Here is a 14,588-nt window from a genome sequence, read left to right as displayed (position 1 = left end):
GACCGACACGGACGTCAGGCGCTCCCGGGGGACGCCGTGACCTGCAGCACGCGGAAGCCCTTGGCACTCGCGACGCGCTCGACCGTCGCGCTACCGGCGAGCTCGTCGGCCAGCCAGCGCTGCAGCGAGTCCGCGCCCAAGTTCTTGCCGACGACGAGTGACGCCACGCCACCCGGCGCCAGGCGCGGCAACCACCGCCGCAGCAGCTCGTGCAGCGCGGCCTTGCCGACCCGGATCGGCGGGTTCGACCAGATCGCGGCGAACCGCACGTCGGCGGGCACGTCGTCGGGCTGCACGGCGTGCAGGTGCGACGCACCGACCGCGCGGGCGTTGTGGCGCACGAGGTCGAGCGCGCGCTCGTTGACGTCGACCGCCCACACCCGGGCCTGCGGCGAGCGCAGCGCGAGCTCGAGCGCGAGCGGCCCCCAGCCGCAGCCGAGGTCGAGCAGGTCGCCCGCGGCGGGCGGCGGCGGCACCTCGTCGAGCAGGACGCGCGTCGCGTGGTCCACGTGGTCGGGCGAGAAGACGCCGCCCGCGGTCTGCACGTGAAGGTCACGGCCCGCCAGGCGTACGACGATGTCGCGACGCTCGTCGTCCGAGGCCGGCTGTGCGGTGAAGTAGTGGTCTGCAGCCACGGGCCCGACCCTACCGACGAGCCTGCGCCTCCAGCGAAACACCTCGCACGTGCTCGGCCGTGCGTGCGACCCTGGAGGCTGAACGCGGGACGGCCCGCGTCCCCACCGAGAAGGAGCCGCGTGAGCGAGACGCACCACACCACCACACCGAGCACGACGCCGGACGAGCCCCGCTCGCCCCAGCAGGTGGCCGACGACGTGGTGGCGCGGGTGCTCGCGAGGGCGGGGACCGCGCTGCACGCGGGCGGCACCGTGCACTCGGCGTACGACGGCGACCAGCTCGACCTCGAGGAGCGCACGTCGCTGCGCCGCGTCGCGGGCCTGTCCACCGAGCTCGAGGACGTCACCGAGGTCGAGTACCGCGAGCTGCGGCTCGAGAAGGTCGTCCTCGTCGGGGTCTGGGGCTCGTCGTCGTCCGCGGGGACGTCCAACGGCACGCTGCAGGACGCCGAGGTGTCGCTGCGCGAGCTCGCGGCGCTCGCGGAGACCGCGGGGTCGACCGTGCTCGACGGTCTGCTGCAGCGGCGCGCCAAGCCGGACCCGGGCACCTACCTGGGCTCAGGCAAGGCCGCGGAGCTCGCGTCAGTCGTCGCGGCGGTCGGCGCGGACACCGTGGTCATCGACGGCGAGCTCGCCCCGTCGCAGCGCCGCGCGCTCGAGGACATCGTGCGCGTCAAGGTCGTCGACCGGACCGCGCTGATCCTCGACATCTTCGCCCAGCACGCGAAGTCGCGGGAGGGCAAGGCCCAGGTCGAGCTCGCGCAGCTCGAGTACCTGCTGCCGCGCCTGCGCGGCTGGGGCGAGTCGATGTCCCGGCAGGCCGGCGGTCAGGTCGGCGGCGCCGGGGCGGGCATGGGCTCGCGCGGACCGGGTGAGACGAAGATCGAGCTCGACCGACGGCGCATCCGCAACCGCATGGCCAAGCTGCGCCGCGAGATCGCGGCGATGGAGCCGGCGCGCATGACCAAGCGCGCGTCGCGCAAGCGGCACGCGATCCCGTCCGTCGCGATCGCGGGCTACACCAACGCGGGCAAGTCCTCGCTCCTGAACCGGCTGACGAACGCCGGCGTGCTGGTCGAGAACGCGCTGTTCGCGACCCTGGACCCCACGGTCCGCCGCGCCGAGACGGTCGACGGGCGCGTCTACACGCTCGCCGACACGGTCGGGTTCGTGCGGTCGTTGCCCCACCAGCTCGTCGAGGCATTTCGCTCGACGCTCGAGGAGGTCGCGGACGCCGACCTGATCCTGCACGTCGTCGACGCGTCGCACCCCGACCCCGAGGGCCAGATCGCCGCGGTCCGCCACGTGTTCGCGGACATCCCCGGCGCCATGGACGTGCCCGAGATCATCGTGCTCAACAAGGCCGACCTCGCCTCGCCCGAGGTGATCGCCCGGCTGCGCTCGCGCGAGCTGCACTCGATCGTCGTCTCCGCGCACAGCGGCGAGGGCATCGCCGAGCTGCAGGCGCTCGTCGCGGACCAGCTGCCGCGTCCGGGGGTCACGGTCGACGTCGTGGTGCCCTACCAGCGCGGTGACCTCGTCAGCCGTGTGCACGAGCACGGCGACATCGACCACGAGGAGCACACCGCGGACGGCACGCTGCTGCGCGCGCGCGTCGACGAGTCGCTCGCGGCCGAGCTCGAGGAGGCGTCGGTCCGACGCGCGTGAGCGGGCGTCGCACGCGGCGCCCGGCAGTCCGGCAGGCCCTCGACCCGCACTAGGCTGGCCCGATGCCCGCGTCCCCGTCCGTGCCCGACGACCCGGCGGCGACAGAGCCCGGTGCTCGCGAGCCCGACGGCCGCGAGCCCGGTGACCGCGACGGCGCCGTCGACGAGCTGCTCGACGTCGCCGTCGGCGTGCTCGGCGGAGCTCGCCGAGAGGGCCAGCACGCGATGGCCCGCGCGGTCGCGTCGTCGCTGCGGACCGGCGAGCACCTGCTGGTCCAGGCGGGCACCGGCACCGGAAAGTCGCTCGGGTACCTCGTGCCCGCCGTCCAGCACGCGGTGCACGCGGACGAGCGCGTCGTCGTCTCCACCGCCACGCTCGCGCTGCAGCGCCAGGTCCTCACGCGCGACCTCCCGCTCGTCGCCGACGCGCTCGCCCCTCACCTGCCGCGCCGCCCCGACATCGCGCTGCTCAAGGGCTGGCACAACTACCTGTGCCTGCACAAGGTCGAGGGCGGGTACCCGGCCGACGACCAGGGCTCGCTGTTCGACCTGCCGGAGAAGGCGGGCGCCGCCGAGCACCCCTCGGCCGGGGCGACCGGTCCCGGCGCGCTCGGCCAGCAGGTCGTGCGCCTGCGCGAGTGGTCGCAGGAGACCGACACGGGCGACCGGGACGACCTCGTCCCCGGCGTGAGCGACCGTGCGTGGCGCCAGGTGTCTGTGACGTCGCTCGAGTGCATCGGCTCGGCGTGCCCGAAGCTCGACGAGTGCTTCCCGGAGCGTGCGCGTGGCCGTGCACGCGAGGCCGACGTCGTCGTGACGAACCACGCGATGCTCGGGATCGCCGCGTCCGGCTCGCCGGGCGTCCTGCCCGAGCACCAGGTCCTCGTCGTCGACGAGGCGCACGAGCTCGCGGACCGGGTCACCACGCAGGCCACGGCCGAGCTGTCGCTGCCCGTCGTGCAGCACGCCGCGCGCGTCGCCCGGCGACACGGCGGAGTCCCCGCGTCCGACCTCGAGGCCGCGGGAGAGGCGCTCGCCGGGGTCATCGTGCCGCTGCGCGAAGGTCGCTTCCCCGCCGGGCTGCCGGCCGAGGTGCACGACGCCGTGGCGGTGGTCCGGGACGCGGCGCGCACGCTGCTGTCGCTCCTGCGGCCCGAGCCGGGCGGATCGGGTGGATCGGGTCCCGCGGACGGCGGCCGCAAGGTCGCGCAGTCGGCCGTCCTGACGTTGTTCGAGACGGCGGAGCGCATGACCGCCGAGGCCGAGGACGCCGCGCGCACCGTGATGTGGTGCGCGCGCGGTGAGGACCGCTCAGGCGCCGTGACGACGAGGCTGCACGCCGCGCCGCTCGCCGTCAACGGGCTGATCCGCACCCAGCTCTTCGCGGGGCGGACCGCTGTACTGACCTCCGCGACGCTCGCGCTCGGCGGCACGTTCGACCCGATGGCGCGCTCGGTGGGTCTCGAGCGCCGGCCGGACCTGGAGCCCGAGGGCCCCACCAGCGTCCCCGGCGCCGATCCCGTCCCGGCCGCCGTGGCAGCGGGCGAGATGCGCTGGACGGGCCTCGACGTCGGCAGCCCGTTCGACTACCCCCGGCAGGGCATCTGCTACGTCGCTCGCCGCCTCCCGCCGCCCGGCCGCGAGCCCGCCACCGACGCGCAGCTCGACGAGATCGAGGCGCTCGTGCGCGCCTCGGGCGGCGCGACGCTCGGGCTGTTCTCGTCCCGTCGAGCGGCCAACGCGGCCGCCGAGGCGATGCGGGAACGGCTCGACGTCCCCGTGCTGCTGCAGGGCGACGACCAGCTCCCCACGCTCGTCGCGCAGTTCGCGGCCGACGAGCCGAGCTGCCTGTTCGGGTCGCTCGCGCTGTGGCAGGGCGTCGACGTGCCGGGACGCGCGTGCCGCCTCGTGCTCATCGACCGCATCCCGTTCCCGCGCCCCGACGACCCGGTCCGCTCGGCCCGCGCCGACGTCGTGGCCGCGGCGGGCGGCAACGGCTTCATGGCCGTGTCGGCGACACACGCCGCGCTCCTGCTCGCGCAGGGCGCCGGACGGCTCATCCGCGGGCCGCAGGACAAGGGCGTGGTCGCGGTCCTCGACCCCCGGCTCGCCACGGCGCGGTACGGCGAGTTCCTCGCGCGGTCCATGCCGCCCTTCTGGCGGACCACCGAGCGCGACGTGGCCGTGGCGGCACTCACGCGCCTGCGTGACGGCTGAGCCGGTAGCCTGCGGACGAGGGTCAGCAGACAGTGGACACGCAGGTCGACGGCGTGTTCCGCGCCGGCGCACCCTCGCACGCCCGCACGACGCACGCCCGATCCCCGCACCCTCTGGAGGCGCACCGATGTCCGAGCAGATCCTCGAGAGCCGGGACAGCGACGACCCGTCCGCATCCGTGGGTGCGACCCACCGCCGGACGTCGAAGCTCGCGATCGTCGGGGCCGGAGCGGTCGGCTCGACCATGGCGTACGCCGCGCTCATGCGCGGCGCGGCACGCAACGTCGCGCTGTTCGACATCAACAAGGCCAAGGTCGAGGCCGAGGCGCTCGACCTCGGGCACGGCATCCAGTTCATGTCCATGGCGGAGGTCGTCGGGTCCGACGACATCGCGGTGTGCGCCGACGCCGACGTCGTCGTCTTCACCGCGGGAGCCAAGCAGAAGCCGGGCCAGACGCGCGTCGACCTCGCCGAGGCGACCATCGGCCTGGTGAAGAAGGTCCTGCCCTCGCTCGTCGAGGTCGCGCCGAACGCCGTCTACGTGATGGTCACCAACCCCGTCGACGTCGTGACCTACGCCTCGCTCAAGATCTCCGGCCTCCCGCCGTCGCAGATGTTCGGCTCGGGCACCGTGCTCGACTCCTCCCGCCTGCGCTACCTGATCGCCAAGCACACCGGCGTCGCGGTGCAGAACGTGCACGCGTACATCGCGGGCGAGCACGGTGACTCGGGGCTGCCGCTGTGGAGCTCGGCGTCCATCGGTGCCATCCCGCTGCTCGAGTGGCAGGGGATCGAGGGCGAGGGCCCGCTCACGCACTCGGTGCGCGACGAGATCGCCCGCGAGGTCGTCGAGTCCGCCTACCGGATCATCGAGGGCAAGGGTGCGACCAACTACGCGGTCGCGCTCGCCGGCTCGCGGATCATCGAGGCGATCATCAAGGACGAGCGACGGGTGCTGCCGGTCTCGTCGCTGCTGACGGACTTCTACGGGATCAGCGACGTGTGCCTGTCGGTGCCGACGATCGTGGGGTCGAGCGGCGTCCTCGACCGTCTGCCGGTCCCGATGTCGGTCGACGAGCTCTCGGGCCTGCGGGCGTCCGCCCAGGCGGTCCGGGACGTCGCCCGGCGCTTCGGCTTCTGACCGGACCCGCTGCCGGTCGAGGTCCGATCGTGATCCGGCACCGATCCTGATCGGACCCTGGGCCGACTGACACGCTCACGCCCGTCAGTCGGCCCAGGAGTCGTCCTCCCACCGGTCCCCGTCCGGAACCGGCCCGTCCTGCGCGGAACGGTCGGGGGACGGGTGCTCCGCACTCGGGTCGACGTGGTGCGGGGCGGGGCCGTGCTCCGCGTGATCCGCGCCGTCGCCCGGGTCCGTCTCGGCGAGGCTCGTCTCGTCGGCGAGGTTCGTCTCGGCGAGGTTCGTCTCGTGGGCGTCATGCGTGCCGGAGAACGCGTCGCGCAGGCGGCGGTCGAGGTCGCGGCCCGGGTCCGGGAGTCGTCCAGGCATGGGCGTCAGAGGCTGCGCAGCACGCTGACGACGCGGCCGAGGATCGTCGCGTCGTCACCGGCGATCGGCGCGTAGGCGGCGTTGTGCGGCATGAGCCACACGTGCCCGTCCGCACGCCGCAGCGTCTTGACCGTCGCCTCGCCGTCGATCATGGCGGCGACGATCTCGCCGTTCTCCGCGACGGGCTGCCGGCGCACGACCACCCAGTCGCCGTCGCAGATCGCCGCGTCGACCATCGAGTCGCCGGACACCTTGAGGAGGAACAGCTCGCCGTCTCCCACGAGCTGGCGGGGGAGCGGGAAGACGTCCTCGACGACCTGCTCGGCCAGGATCGGGCCGCCGGCCGCGATCCGGCCGACCACCGGCACGTAGGCCGGCGCCGACAGGCGCTCGGAGCCCGTGTCGCCGAGCTCGACCTCGGCGGCCCCGTCGCCGCTCCACTGCGGCACGCCACGCGAGTCGTCGGCGTGGACGACCTCGATCGCGCGGGGGCGCTTGGGGTCGCGGCGCAGATAGCCCTTGCGCTCGAGCGCGGTCAGCTGGTGCTTGACGCTCGACGGGCTGGTGAGACCGACCGCGTCGCCGATCTCACGCATGCTCGGCGGGTAGCCGCGGGTCTCGACGGAGACGCGGATGGTCTGGAGCACGAGCCGCTGACGGGCTGTGAGGCCGTCCGGGCCCGGCGGCGTCTCGGGCAGCTCGTGCACCGTGCCGAGCCTGCCCAGCGCACCGCTCTCGGTCTGGTCGTCGGTCCGCTCGTCCGTCACGTCCACCCCTCCAGTCCACCTCCGTCGCCCGGCCGTGGTCGGCCCGGTCGCCCGGTGCGCGCCTCCGCCACGACGCCGGTGCCGACCCCACCTGCACCGCCCGAACGCCTGTGGTGCCAGGCGGTCGCGGTGCTGATCGTGGCCGTGCCGCCGGCCGGGCCGGCGGCGTGACGAGTGGTCGTGTCAGTGGTCGGTGGTGCGCTGTTCCTCGGCAGGAAGCCTACGCAGGCCGGACGGTGATTTCAAACATCTGTTCGACATCTCTGGACGCGTGTCGCAGGCCTCTGGTAGAACTCGTACAGACGTACGACGAACAGGTGTATGACGAACGTGTGTACGGGCGGGGCGCGTGGAGCGGCCGCAGTCGCCCCGCGAGCGTCACGAGGAGAGGAAGCGCGATGAGCACGATGGTGATCGGTCCCTCGGTCCTGGCGGGTCGGGACGAGCGCCCTGCGACGGCTCAGCGGCGTCGCGCCGAGTCCGCACCCGCGCTGCACCTGACGCGCCGTGGGCGTGCAGTCGTGGTCGCGTTCGCCCTCGTGCTGGCGGCCGCCGTCTTCGGTCTCGGGGCCCGTGCGGCTGCCGGCGCTCCGTCGGACGTGACGTTCGACCGGTACGTCGTGCAGCCTGGCGACACGCTGTGGGACATCGCCGCCGACTCCCGCGGAGCGCACGAGTCGGTGGGCGCACAGGTGCGCGAGCTCGTGCGCGTGAACGGACTGTCCGGCGACCAGGTGGTGGCCGGCGAGGAGCTCGTCGTCCCGCGGGGCTGACGCGAGCGGACTCTCCGACGGGCGGTCGCCGATCGAGGCGACCGCCCGTCGGTGTCCACCCGCAGGTCCTGTCTGACGACAGCGCGGGTGCAGATGCGCTCGTGCGGACGCCGACGCGGGTGCGGACGCGCGTCGATCGGAGCGCGCCGGGCCCGGGAGCGGAACATCGTCCGGGATGGTGGCGTCGGCCGGTCAGGGAGTCCGGTGGCGGGCTCGACTCGTCGGCCGGGCCCGGGTCGGTACGATCGCTGTCGGGTCGTCGCTCGTCGACCCGCCGAGGTGGAGCAGGGAGGCTCAGGGTGCACTGCCCGTTCTGTCGTCACCCGGACTCCCGGGTGGTCGACTCGCGCACGTCGGACGACGGGTCGTCGATCCGGCGCCGTCGCCAGTGCCCCTCGTGCAACCGCCGGTTCACGACCGTCGAGACCACGAGCCTGTCCGTCGTCAAGCGGTCGGGCGCGACCGAGCCGTTCAGCCGCGACAAGATCGCGGGCGGCGTGCGCAAGGCGTGCCAGGGTCGCCCGGTGAGCGAGGACGACCTCGCCCTGCTCGCACAGAAGGTCGAGGAGACGCTGCGCTCGTCGGGCTCGGCGGAGATCGACGCCTACGAGATCGGGCTGGCGATCCTGGGCCCGCTGCGCGAGCTCGACGAGGTCGCGTACCTGCGGTTCGCGAGCGTCTACCAGGCCTTCGACTCGCTCGAGGACTTCGAGGCGGCGATCACGGTCCTGCGAGCGGAGCGCGCGGAACGCGACGGTGACGACGTCGCCGAGGACGACCCCGGTCCCGATCAGGACTCCGAACGCCAGCCCGTCGCGGGTTCCGGCCCGGTCCTCTGAGCGGCCCTGCCGGTCACGGGATGTAGCCCGTCGGCGGGTTAACGTCGAGTCATGCTCCCCGCTGACGTCTTCCTGCTGCGCGCCCCCGGCGCACCCGCCCTGCTGCCCGACGGCTCCGCCGCGATCGTCGCCGTGACCCGGCCCGACGCTGAGTCGGACCAGTACCGCGGCGGCTTGTGGCTCGTCCCGACCGACGGCTCAGCGGCCCGGCAGCTCACGCGCGGCCACGCGGACAGCGACCCCGACGTCTCGCCCGACGGCCGCTGGGTCGTGTTCGTCCGGGGCGGCGGCACGGCCAGGCCGCAGCTGCACCTCGTGGAGACCGCCGGCGGCGAGCCCTTCGCGCTGACGTCGGCGCCGCTGGGGGCCGCGCAGCCGCGGTTCTCGCCCGACGGCCGACGGGTCGCGTACGTCTCACGCGTCCCGCAGGAGGGGCGCTACCTGCCGGACGGCGACCCGGCCGCCGAGCGCCCTCGCCTCGTCACCGAGCTGCGGCACCGCTCCGACGGGCTCGGGTACACGCGTGACCGCACCCGCCAGCTGTTCGTCGTCGAGGTGCCGCAGGCTGCGGCGGACGCCGTCGCGGTGCCGCCTTCGTTCCGCCTCACGGATGCCGACAACGACGTCGACGCCCCGCGCTGGTTCCCCGACGGCACCGCGATCGCGGCCGTCCTGGCGCGCCACGCGCAGCGCGAGCAGGATCTGCGGCGCGACGCCGTCGCGATCGCTGTGCCGTCCGAGCTCTCGGGCGACGAGGGCGCGGCGCCGATCGTGCCGATCACGGACGCCGACGCCGGTTCGACGCTCGCGGTGTCCCGCGTGCTGGTGTCGTCGCATGGGCGCCGCGCGTGGCTCCTGGCTGACGACCAGGGGGAGTCGGGGCGCGACTTCGTGGCTGCGCTGACGGGGCTGTTCGAGGTCCGGCTCGACGCGACGGGTCGCGCGGCGGGGCCGGCGCGGCGGTTGACGGACGCCGACGAGGTCGAGCTCGACCCGGCGGTGCTGCTCGAGGTCGGCACGGCGGACGGCGGAGCGGACGGTGGGGCAGTCGTCGTCGCTCCGGCGCGCTCGGGCGCAGTCCACCTGAGCCGCGTCGACCAGGACGGCGCGCTGCACGACCTGCTGACCGGTCCGGTCGTCGTGACCGGCGCCGCGGCCGCGAGCGGCGTGCTCGTGGCCGTCCGTGCGACGCCGCTGAGCGCGGGCGACGTCGTCGTCGTCACGGGTGGCGGCGAGCGCGTGCTCACCGACCTGTCCGCGGAGCTGCGCGCGACCGGCCGTGTCCGCGAGCCGCGGGCCCTGGTGGCGCACGCGCCCGACGGCTACCGCGTCGAGGGCTGGGTGACCACGCCTGACCCCGACCGTCACGGCCCGGGCCCGTACCCGACGATCCTCATGATCCACGGCGGGCCGTTCGCGCAGTACACGCACGCGCTGTTCGACGAGGTGCAGGTGCTCGCCGAGGCGGGCTACGCGGTGGTGCACGGCAACCCGCGCGGCTCGTCGGGCCGCGGTCGTGCGCACGGCCGCGCCATCCGGCGCGGGTTCGGCACGGTCGACACCGACGACGTGCTCGCGCTGCTGGACGAGGCGCTCACCGACCCGCGCCTCGACGCGACGCGCACGGGTGTCATGGGTGGGTCGTACGGCGGCTACCTGACGGCGTGGCTGACGACGCGCACGGAGCGGTTCGCCGCGGCGATCGTCGAGCGCGGCTTCCTCGACCCGATCAGCTTCGTCGGGTCGAGCGACATCGGCTGGTTCTTCGGGCTCGAGTACCTCGGTGAGCCGCAGACCGAGCACGCGCAGGTCGCCGCGCAGTCGCCCATGGCCCGTGTGGACGCGGTGCGCACCCCGACGTTCGTCATCCACTCGGAGCAGGACTGGCGGTGCCCGGTCGAGCAGGGTCAGCGGTGGTTCGTCGAGCTCAAGCGCCGTGGCGTGGCCACCGAGCTCCTGCTGTTCCCGGGCGAAGGGCACGAGCTGACCCGGTCGGGCCGACCGCAGCACCGCGTCGAGCGGTTCGACCACGTGCTGCGCTGGTGGCGCCGCTGGCTCCCGGTGGAGCAGGCGGTCGCCATGCGCTGACGCCAAGGGGTGGATTGAGGTGGCACGCGCGCCGCGCGTCGGCCACGCTGGGGTCTCGACGAAGTACAGGAGGAGCCGATGGCGCACGACGACACGAAGCCTGCGGTGAGCGAGGACGCGAAGGCGAAGTTCCGCGAGGCGCTCGAGCGCAAGAAGAGCTCGCAGCACCGCACGGCCGACGCGCAGGCGAACACCGGGACGGTGCACGGCTCGGAGACGAACGGCCCTGGGCAGCGGCGCTTCCAGCGCAAGTCCGGTTCGTCCTGACGGACCGCTGACTGCTGCGCCCCGAGGCGCGGACGGACGAAGGCCCCGACCGGAGACGGTCGGGGCCTTCGACGTGGATGGTCTTCGATGTGCAGTGCCTTCGACGAGCAGTGCCTTCGACGTGCAGTGCCTTCGACGTGCGCGGGCCCGGCCGCGGCGCTCAGGAGAGCAGGCGGACCCGGATCGCCTCGGGCTGGGCGGCGAGCGCGTCGACGAGCGCGTCCTCGACGGGCGAACCCGCGTCGGTCACCACGTAACCGAGCTCGCCGCGCGTCGCGAGGAGCTGGCCCTCGATGTTCACGCCGTGCTCGGCCAGCGTCGCGTTGACGGTGGCCAGCACGCCGGGGACGTTGCGGTGCAGGTAGGCGAGGCGGTGCACGCCCGGGGGCTGGTCCAGCGCGACGTTCGGCAGATTGACCGACAGCGTCGTGGAGCCCGTGGCCAGGTAGTCGCGCACCTTGTTCGCGACGAACTGACCGATCGCCTCCTGGGCCTCCTCGGTCGAGCCGCCGGTGTGCGGCGTGAGGATGACGTTGGGCAGACCCCGCAGCTCGGACTCGAACGGGTCGCCCTTGCGCTTGGGCTCCTCGGGGAAGACGTCGATCGCCGCGCCGGCCAGGTGGCCCGAGACGATCCCGTCACGCACCGCCGCCGGGTCGACGACGAAGCCTCGCGACAGGTTCAGCAGGATCGAGCCCGGCTTCATCCGCGCGATCTGGGGGGCGCCGAAGAAGCCCGCGTTGCCGGGTCGGCCGTCGACGTGCAGCGTGACGACGTCGGCGGTCTCGAGCAACTCGTCGAGCGTCGCGGCGCGACGCGCGTTGCCGAGCGAGAGCTTCTCGGCGGCGTCGTAGAAGACGACCGACATGCCGAGGTTCTCCGCGAGCACCGACAGCTGGGTGCCGATGTTGCCGTAGCCGATGATGCCGAGGGTCCGGCCGCGGACCTCGTGCGCGCCGGTCGCGGACTTGTTCCAGACGCCGTCGTGCATCTCCTTGTCGAACACCGTGAGGCGCCGGGTCAGGGAGATGATGTCGGCGATCGCGATCTCCACCACGGAACGGGTGTTGGAGAACGGCGCGTTGAACGTCGCGACGCCGAGCGAGGCAGCGGCACGCAGGTCGATCTGGTTGGTCCCGATGCAGAACGCGCCGATCGCGACGAGGTCGGGCGCGTGCGCGAGCACGTCCGCCGTGACCTGCGTCTTGGAGCGGATCCCGAGAAGCTCGACGCCGTCGAGGGCGTCGATCAGCTCGGACTCGTCCAGCGCGCCGGTCCGCGTGGTGACGTCGAAGCCCGCGGCCTCGAGGATGGCGCGGGCGTGCGGGTGCAGGTTCTCGAGAAGAAGGGCCTTGGGCACGGGGCCATCGTGCGCCTGTCCGGGTGCTGGGCGCCGCGGTGTCCGACCTGCGGACACCGCGGCGGACGTCCCGACCGGCCAGGGCGCGTGGGGCGGCCGGTGACCACCCCGGGCCTGGTCAGTCGACCAGCCCGGCCGGGAGCTCGCGTGCGTGCAGGACGTGCAGCGTCCTCGTCGTCCGGGTCATGGCGACGTACAGGTCACCCGCCGAGCCCGCCAGGATCTCGCTCGGCTCGACGAGCACGACCTGGTCGAACTCGAGGCCCTTGGACTGCCGTGCCGTGAGCACGACGACGGGCGCGTCGAGGTCGAGCACGCCGTTCGTCGTGGGCGGCGTGCATCCCGCGGCCTCGATCGCGTCGCGCAGCTCGGGCACGCGTGACTCGACGGCGACCACGGCGACGCGCCCGGCGCCCGACTCGTCCTGCACCGCCCGCAGCGCGTCGACCGCGGTCGATGCCGCGGTCCGGACGAGCTGCTCGTCGTCCACCCGGGTCAGCTCGAGCGCGTCGGGCACCTCGCGCGCCGACGTCAGCGGCGAGCGCGAGAGCCCCGCGGCATCGGCCACGCGGCCCGCCGCGTCCGCGACCGACGCCGGGGTGCGGTAGTTCACCGTCAGGTCGGCCTGCCGCCACGTCCCGCGCAGCACCGGGTCGAGCATCGTGGCCCACTGGCGCGCACCCGCGGCCGACGACGTCTGCGCGACGTCCCCGACGATCGTGAGCGAACGCGTGGGCACGCGCCGCAGCAGCGCGCGCCACGCCATCGACGACAGCTCCTGCGCCTCGTCGACGACGACGTGACCGTACGTCCACGACCGGTCCGCCGCGGCGCGCTCCGCGGTGGTGAGCACCGGCCCGCCGGCCGAGAAGCGATCCGCGAGGAGCTCGGCGGAGACGAACGCGCCCGCGCTGGTCTGCTCGAGCACCTGGCGCGCGTAGGAGACCTCGCGCTGCCGCGCCGCGGCCGCGGCCCGCGCTTGGGCCTTGGCGGCCTGGTCGTCCTCGCCGAGCAGCTCGGCGGCCTCGTCGAGCAGCGGGACGTCGGCCGGGGTCCACGGCGCGTCGGGGTCGCGCGCGAGCAGCGCCCTGTCGCCGGGGGAGAGCTGCGGCGCGGCCGACTCCAGGCGCCACGGCTTGGCGTACAGGTCCGCCACCAGCTTCTGGGGCGTGAGCGGCATCCAGGCGAGGTTGAGCGCGACCCGGATCTCGCGGGTCGAGCGGAGCTCCTCGAGGATCTCCGCACGCTCGTCGGCGGGGACCTCGAACGCGAGCTGGTCGACGTACTGCGACGCGAGGCGCGAGAGCATGTCGCGGACGAACGCGACGCGCGCCAGGTTGTGCGGGCGGTGCAGTCGGCGCGCGCGGGCGATCGCCTGCGCGACGTCGTTCGGCCGCACGACGACGGTGCGGCCGTCGATGCGCACGCTCGTCGGCTCGGCGGGCACCCGCTGGCGGTCGCTCACGGCGCGCGCGATCACGCGGGCCATGACGGCCCGGCCCTTGATCGCGGCGACGTGCTCCGGCTCGGTGCCGGTCGCCTCCACGCCGGGCACCAGGTCCGCGATCGTCGTCGTCACGACGCCCGTCTCGCCGAGCGACGGCAGGACCTGGTCGATGTAGCGCAGGAACGTGCGGGACGGCCCGACCAGGAGCACGCCCGAGCGCTCGAGCAGACGCCGGTGGGCGTACAGCAGGTAGGCCGCGCGGTGGAGCGCGACCGCGGTCTTGCCGGTCCCGGGCCCGCCCTGCACGACGAGCGCGCCGTTCAGCTCGGAGCGGATGATCGCGTCCTGCTCGGACTGGATGGTCGCGACGATGTCGCCCATCCGGCCGGTCCGGCCCGCGCGCAGCCCGGCGAGCAGTGCCCCCTCGCCGGACAGCCCGCTCAGCGCGTCGGGGTCGCCGTCGAGCAGGTCGAGGTCGAGCACCTCGTCCTCGACGCTCGTCACGGTCCGCCCGCGCGTGACGACGTGGCGGCGACGCTGGACCCCGTCGGGGTGCGCTGCGGTGGCCCGGTAGAACGCGCGTGCCGCGGGTGCCCGCCAGTCGGTCAGCAGCGGCGTCTGCTCCACGTCGGTCAGGCCGATGCGACCCACGTAGCGCCGCGCGCCGTCGTCGAGGTCGAGCCGACCGAAGACGAGCCGCTCCTCGACCGCCTCGAGCTGGGCCAGCCGGTCCTCGTAGAGCGTCGCGAACGCGTCGCGCTCGCTGCGGTTCTGGGGCGAGCCGCACGGGCCCTCGCGACGCACGGCCGCGAGCCGCGACCGGTTCTGCGCGCGCAGCTCGTCGAGGCGGCCGTAGACGACGTCGACCTGCTGCTGCTCGAGGGCGATCTCGTCGTCCGGGCTCGTCACGCGGGTGTCCTCCTGGAGAGAGCTCGTCGTGGGGCCACACGAGCGACCGTCCATCATTCCACCTCGTGCGGGTCGTCGCGACGCCCCGCCGTGTGACGCGAGGTGCCTG

The 14,588-nt window shown here is 74.0% G+C and carries 12 protein-coding genes; 7 read left to right on the top strand and 5 right to left on the bottom strand.

Annotation, left to right across the window (positions count from 1 at the left end; all coding sequences use genetic code 11):
• Positions 1-14 precede the first annotated feature (14 nt).
• Entirely contained in the window at positions 15-635 is a 621-nt protein-coding gene (locus tag CGE01nite_RS06210) for a class I SAM-dependent methyltransferase (protein WP_048342913.1), read from the bottom strand.
• A 120-nt stretch (positions 636-755) separates the two neighbouring features.
• On the opposite strand from CGE01nite_RS06210, the gene hflX reads away from it, so the two are divergent.
• From hflX to CGE01nite_RS06195, 3 genes are all read left to right on the top strand, one after another.
• Positions 756-2,303 (top strand): GTPase HflX, encoded by a 1,548-nt coding sequence (gene hflX, locus CGE01nite_RS06205; protein ID WP_048342912.1) that lies wholly within the window; start codon positions 756-758, stop codon positions 2,301-2,303.
• Positions 2,304-2,365: 62 nt separating this feature from the next.
• On the top strand, positions 2,366-4,519 hold the full coding sequence (locus CGE01nite_RS06200; RefSeq protein ID WP_048342911.1) for an ATP-dependent DNA helicase: 2,154 nt from the start codon (positions 2,366-2,368) through the stop codon (positions 4,517-4,519).
• 127 nt (positions 4,520-4,646) lie between these two features.
• Positions 4,647-5,660 (top strand): L-lactate dehydrogenase, encoded by a 1,014-nt coding sequence (locus tag CGE01nite_RS06195; RefSeq protein ID WP_141369644.1) that lies wholly within the window; start codon positions 4,647-4,649, stop codon positions 5,658-5,660.
• A gap of 84 nt (positions 5,661-5,744) precedes the next feature.
• Here CGE01nite_RS06195 and CGE01nite_RS06190 read toward each other — a convergent pair whose 3' ends face one another.
• Positions 5,745-6,029 (bottom strand): hypothetical protein, encoded by a 285-nt coding sequence (locus tag CGE01nite_RS06190; RefSeq protein ID WP_141369642.1) that lies wholly within the window; start codon positions 6,027-6,029, stop codon positions 5,745-5,747.
• Positions 6,030-6,034: 5 nt separating this feature from the next.
• Positions 6,035-6,796 carry a transcriptional repressor LexA gene (gene lexA, locus CGE01nite_RS06185; RefSeq protein WP_197080798.1) on the bottom strand — a complete coding sequence of 254 codons (762 nt, stop codon included), beginning with the start codon at positions 6,794-6,796 and terminating at the stop codon, positions 6,035-6,037.
• Positions 6,797-7,194: 398 nt separating this feature from the next.
• Here lexA and CGE01nite_RS06180 point away from each other — a divergent pair, with 398 nt between their 5' ends.
• The 4 genes from CGE01nite_RS06180 to CGE01nite_RS06165 all read left to right on the top strand — a co-directional run bounded on the left by CGE01nite_RS06180 (position 7,195) and on the right by CGE01nite_RS06165 (position 10,763).
• On the top strand, positions 7,195-7,569 hold the full coding sequence (locus tag CGE01nite_RS06180; RefSeq protein ID WP_141369640.1) for a LysM peptidoglycan-binding domain-containing protein: 375 nt from the start codon (positions 7,195-7,197) through the stop codon (positions 7,567-7,569).
• A gap of 299 nt (positions 7,570-7,868) precedes the next feature.
• A complete protein-coding gene (nrdR, locus tag CGE01nite_RS06175) occupies positions 7,869-8,408 on the top strand; it encodes a transcriptional regulator NrdR (protein ID WP_141369638.1) in 540 nt (179 codons plus the stop codon).
• Between the two features lie 51 nt (positions 8,409-8,459).
• Positions 8,460-10,496 (top strand): S9 family peptidase, encoded by a 2,037-nt coding sequence (locus tag CGE01nite_RS06170; RefSeq protein WP_141369636.1) that lies wholly within the window; start codon positions 8,460-8,462, stop codon positions 10,494-10,496.
• 78 nt (positions 10,497-10,574) lie between these two features.
• Entirely contained in the window at positions 10,575-10,763 is a 189-nt protein-coding gene (locus tag CGE01nite_RS06165) for a DUF5302 domain-containing protein (RefSeq protein WP_048342907.1), read from the top strand.
• Positions 10,764-10,923: 160 nt separating this feature from the next.
• Here CGE01nite_RS06165 and serA read toward each other — a convergent pair whose 3' ends face one another.
• Both serA and CGE01nite_RS06155 read right to left on the bottom strand, forming a co-directional pair.
• Positions 10,924-12,123 carry a phosphoglycerate dehydrogenase gene (gene serA / locus CGE01nite_RS06160; protein WP_141369634.1) on the bottom strand — a complete coding sequence of 400 codons (1,200 nt, stop codon included), beginning with the start codon at positions 12,121-12,123 and terminating at the stop codon, positions 10,924-10,926.
• Between the two features lie 118 nt (positions 12,124-12,241).
• The gene (locus tag CGE01nite_RS06155) at positions 12,242-14,536 is read right to left on the bottom strand and encodes a HelD family protein (RefSeq protein ID WP_141369632.1); all 2,295 of its coding nucleotides are present in this window, start codon (positions 14,534-14,536) and stop codon (positions 12,242-12,244) included.
• Positions 14,537-14,588: the final 52 nt, after the last annotated feature.

It is taken from the genome of Cellulomonas gelida, from assembly GCF_006538725.1.
Classification (GTDB): domain Bacteria; phylum Actinomycetota; class Actinomycetes; order Actinomycetales; family Cellulomonadaceae; genus Cellulomonas; species Cellulomonas gelida.
The sequence above is the reverse complement of the archived record's forward strand: the minus strand, read 5'-3'. Positions and strand labels throughout refer to the sequence as shown.

Bases quoted from the DNA above. Each gene is read 5' to 3' on its own strand.
- CGE01nite_RS06195 (WP_141369644.1), top strand. From the start codon at position 4,647: ATGTCCGAGCAGATCCTCGAGAGCCGGGACAGCGACGACCCGTCCGCA.
- CGE01nite_RS06155 (WP_141369632.1), bottom strand. From the start codon at position 14,536: ATGATGGACGGTCGCTCGTGTGGCCCCACGACGAGCTCTCTCCAGGAG.
- CGE01nite_RS06190 (WP_141369642.1), bottom strand. From the start codon at position 6,029: ATGCCTGGACGACTCCCGGACCCGGGCCGCGACCTCGACCGCCGCCTG.
- CGE01nite_RS06180 (WP_141369640.1), top strand. From the start codon at position 7,195: ATGAGCACGATGGTGATCGGTCCCTCGGTCCTGGCGGGTCGGGACGAG.
- CGE01nite_RS06170 (WP_141369636.1), top strand. From the start codon at position 8,460: ATGCTCCCCGCTGACGTCTTCCTGCTGCGCGCCCCCGGCGCACCCGCC.
- CGE01nite_RS06165 (WP_048342907.1), top strand. From the start codon at position 10,575: ATGGCGCACGACGACACGAAGCCTGCGGTGAGCGAGGACGCGAAGGCG.
- CGE01nite_RS06200 (WP_048342911.1), top strand. From the start codon at position 2,366: ATGCCCGCGTCCCCGTCCGTGCCCGACGACCCGGCGGCGACAGAGCCC.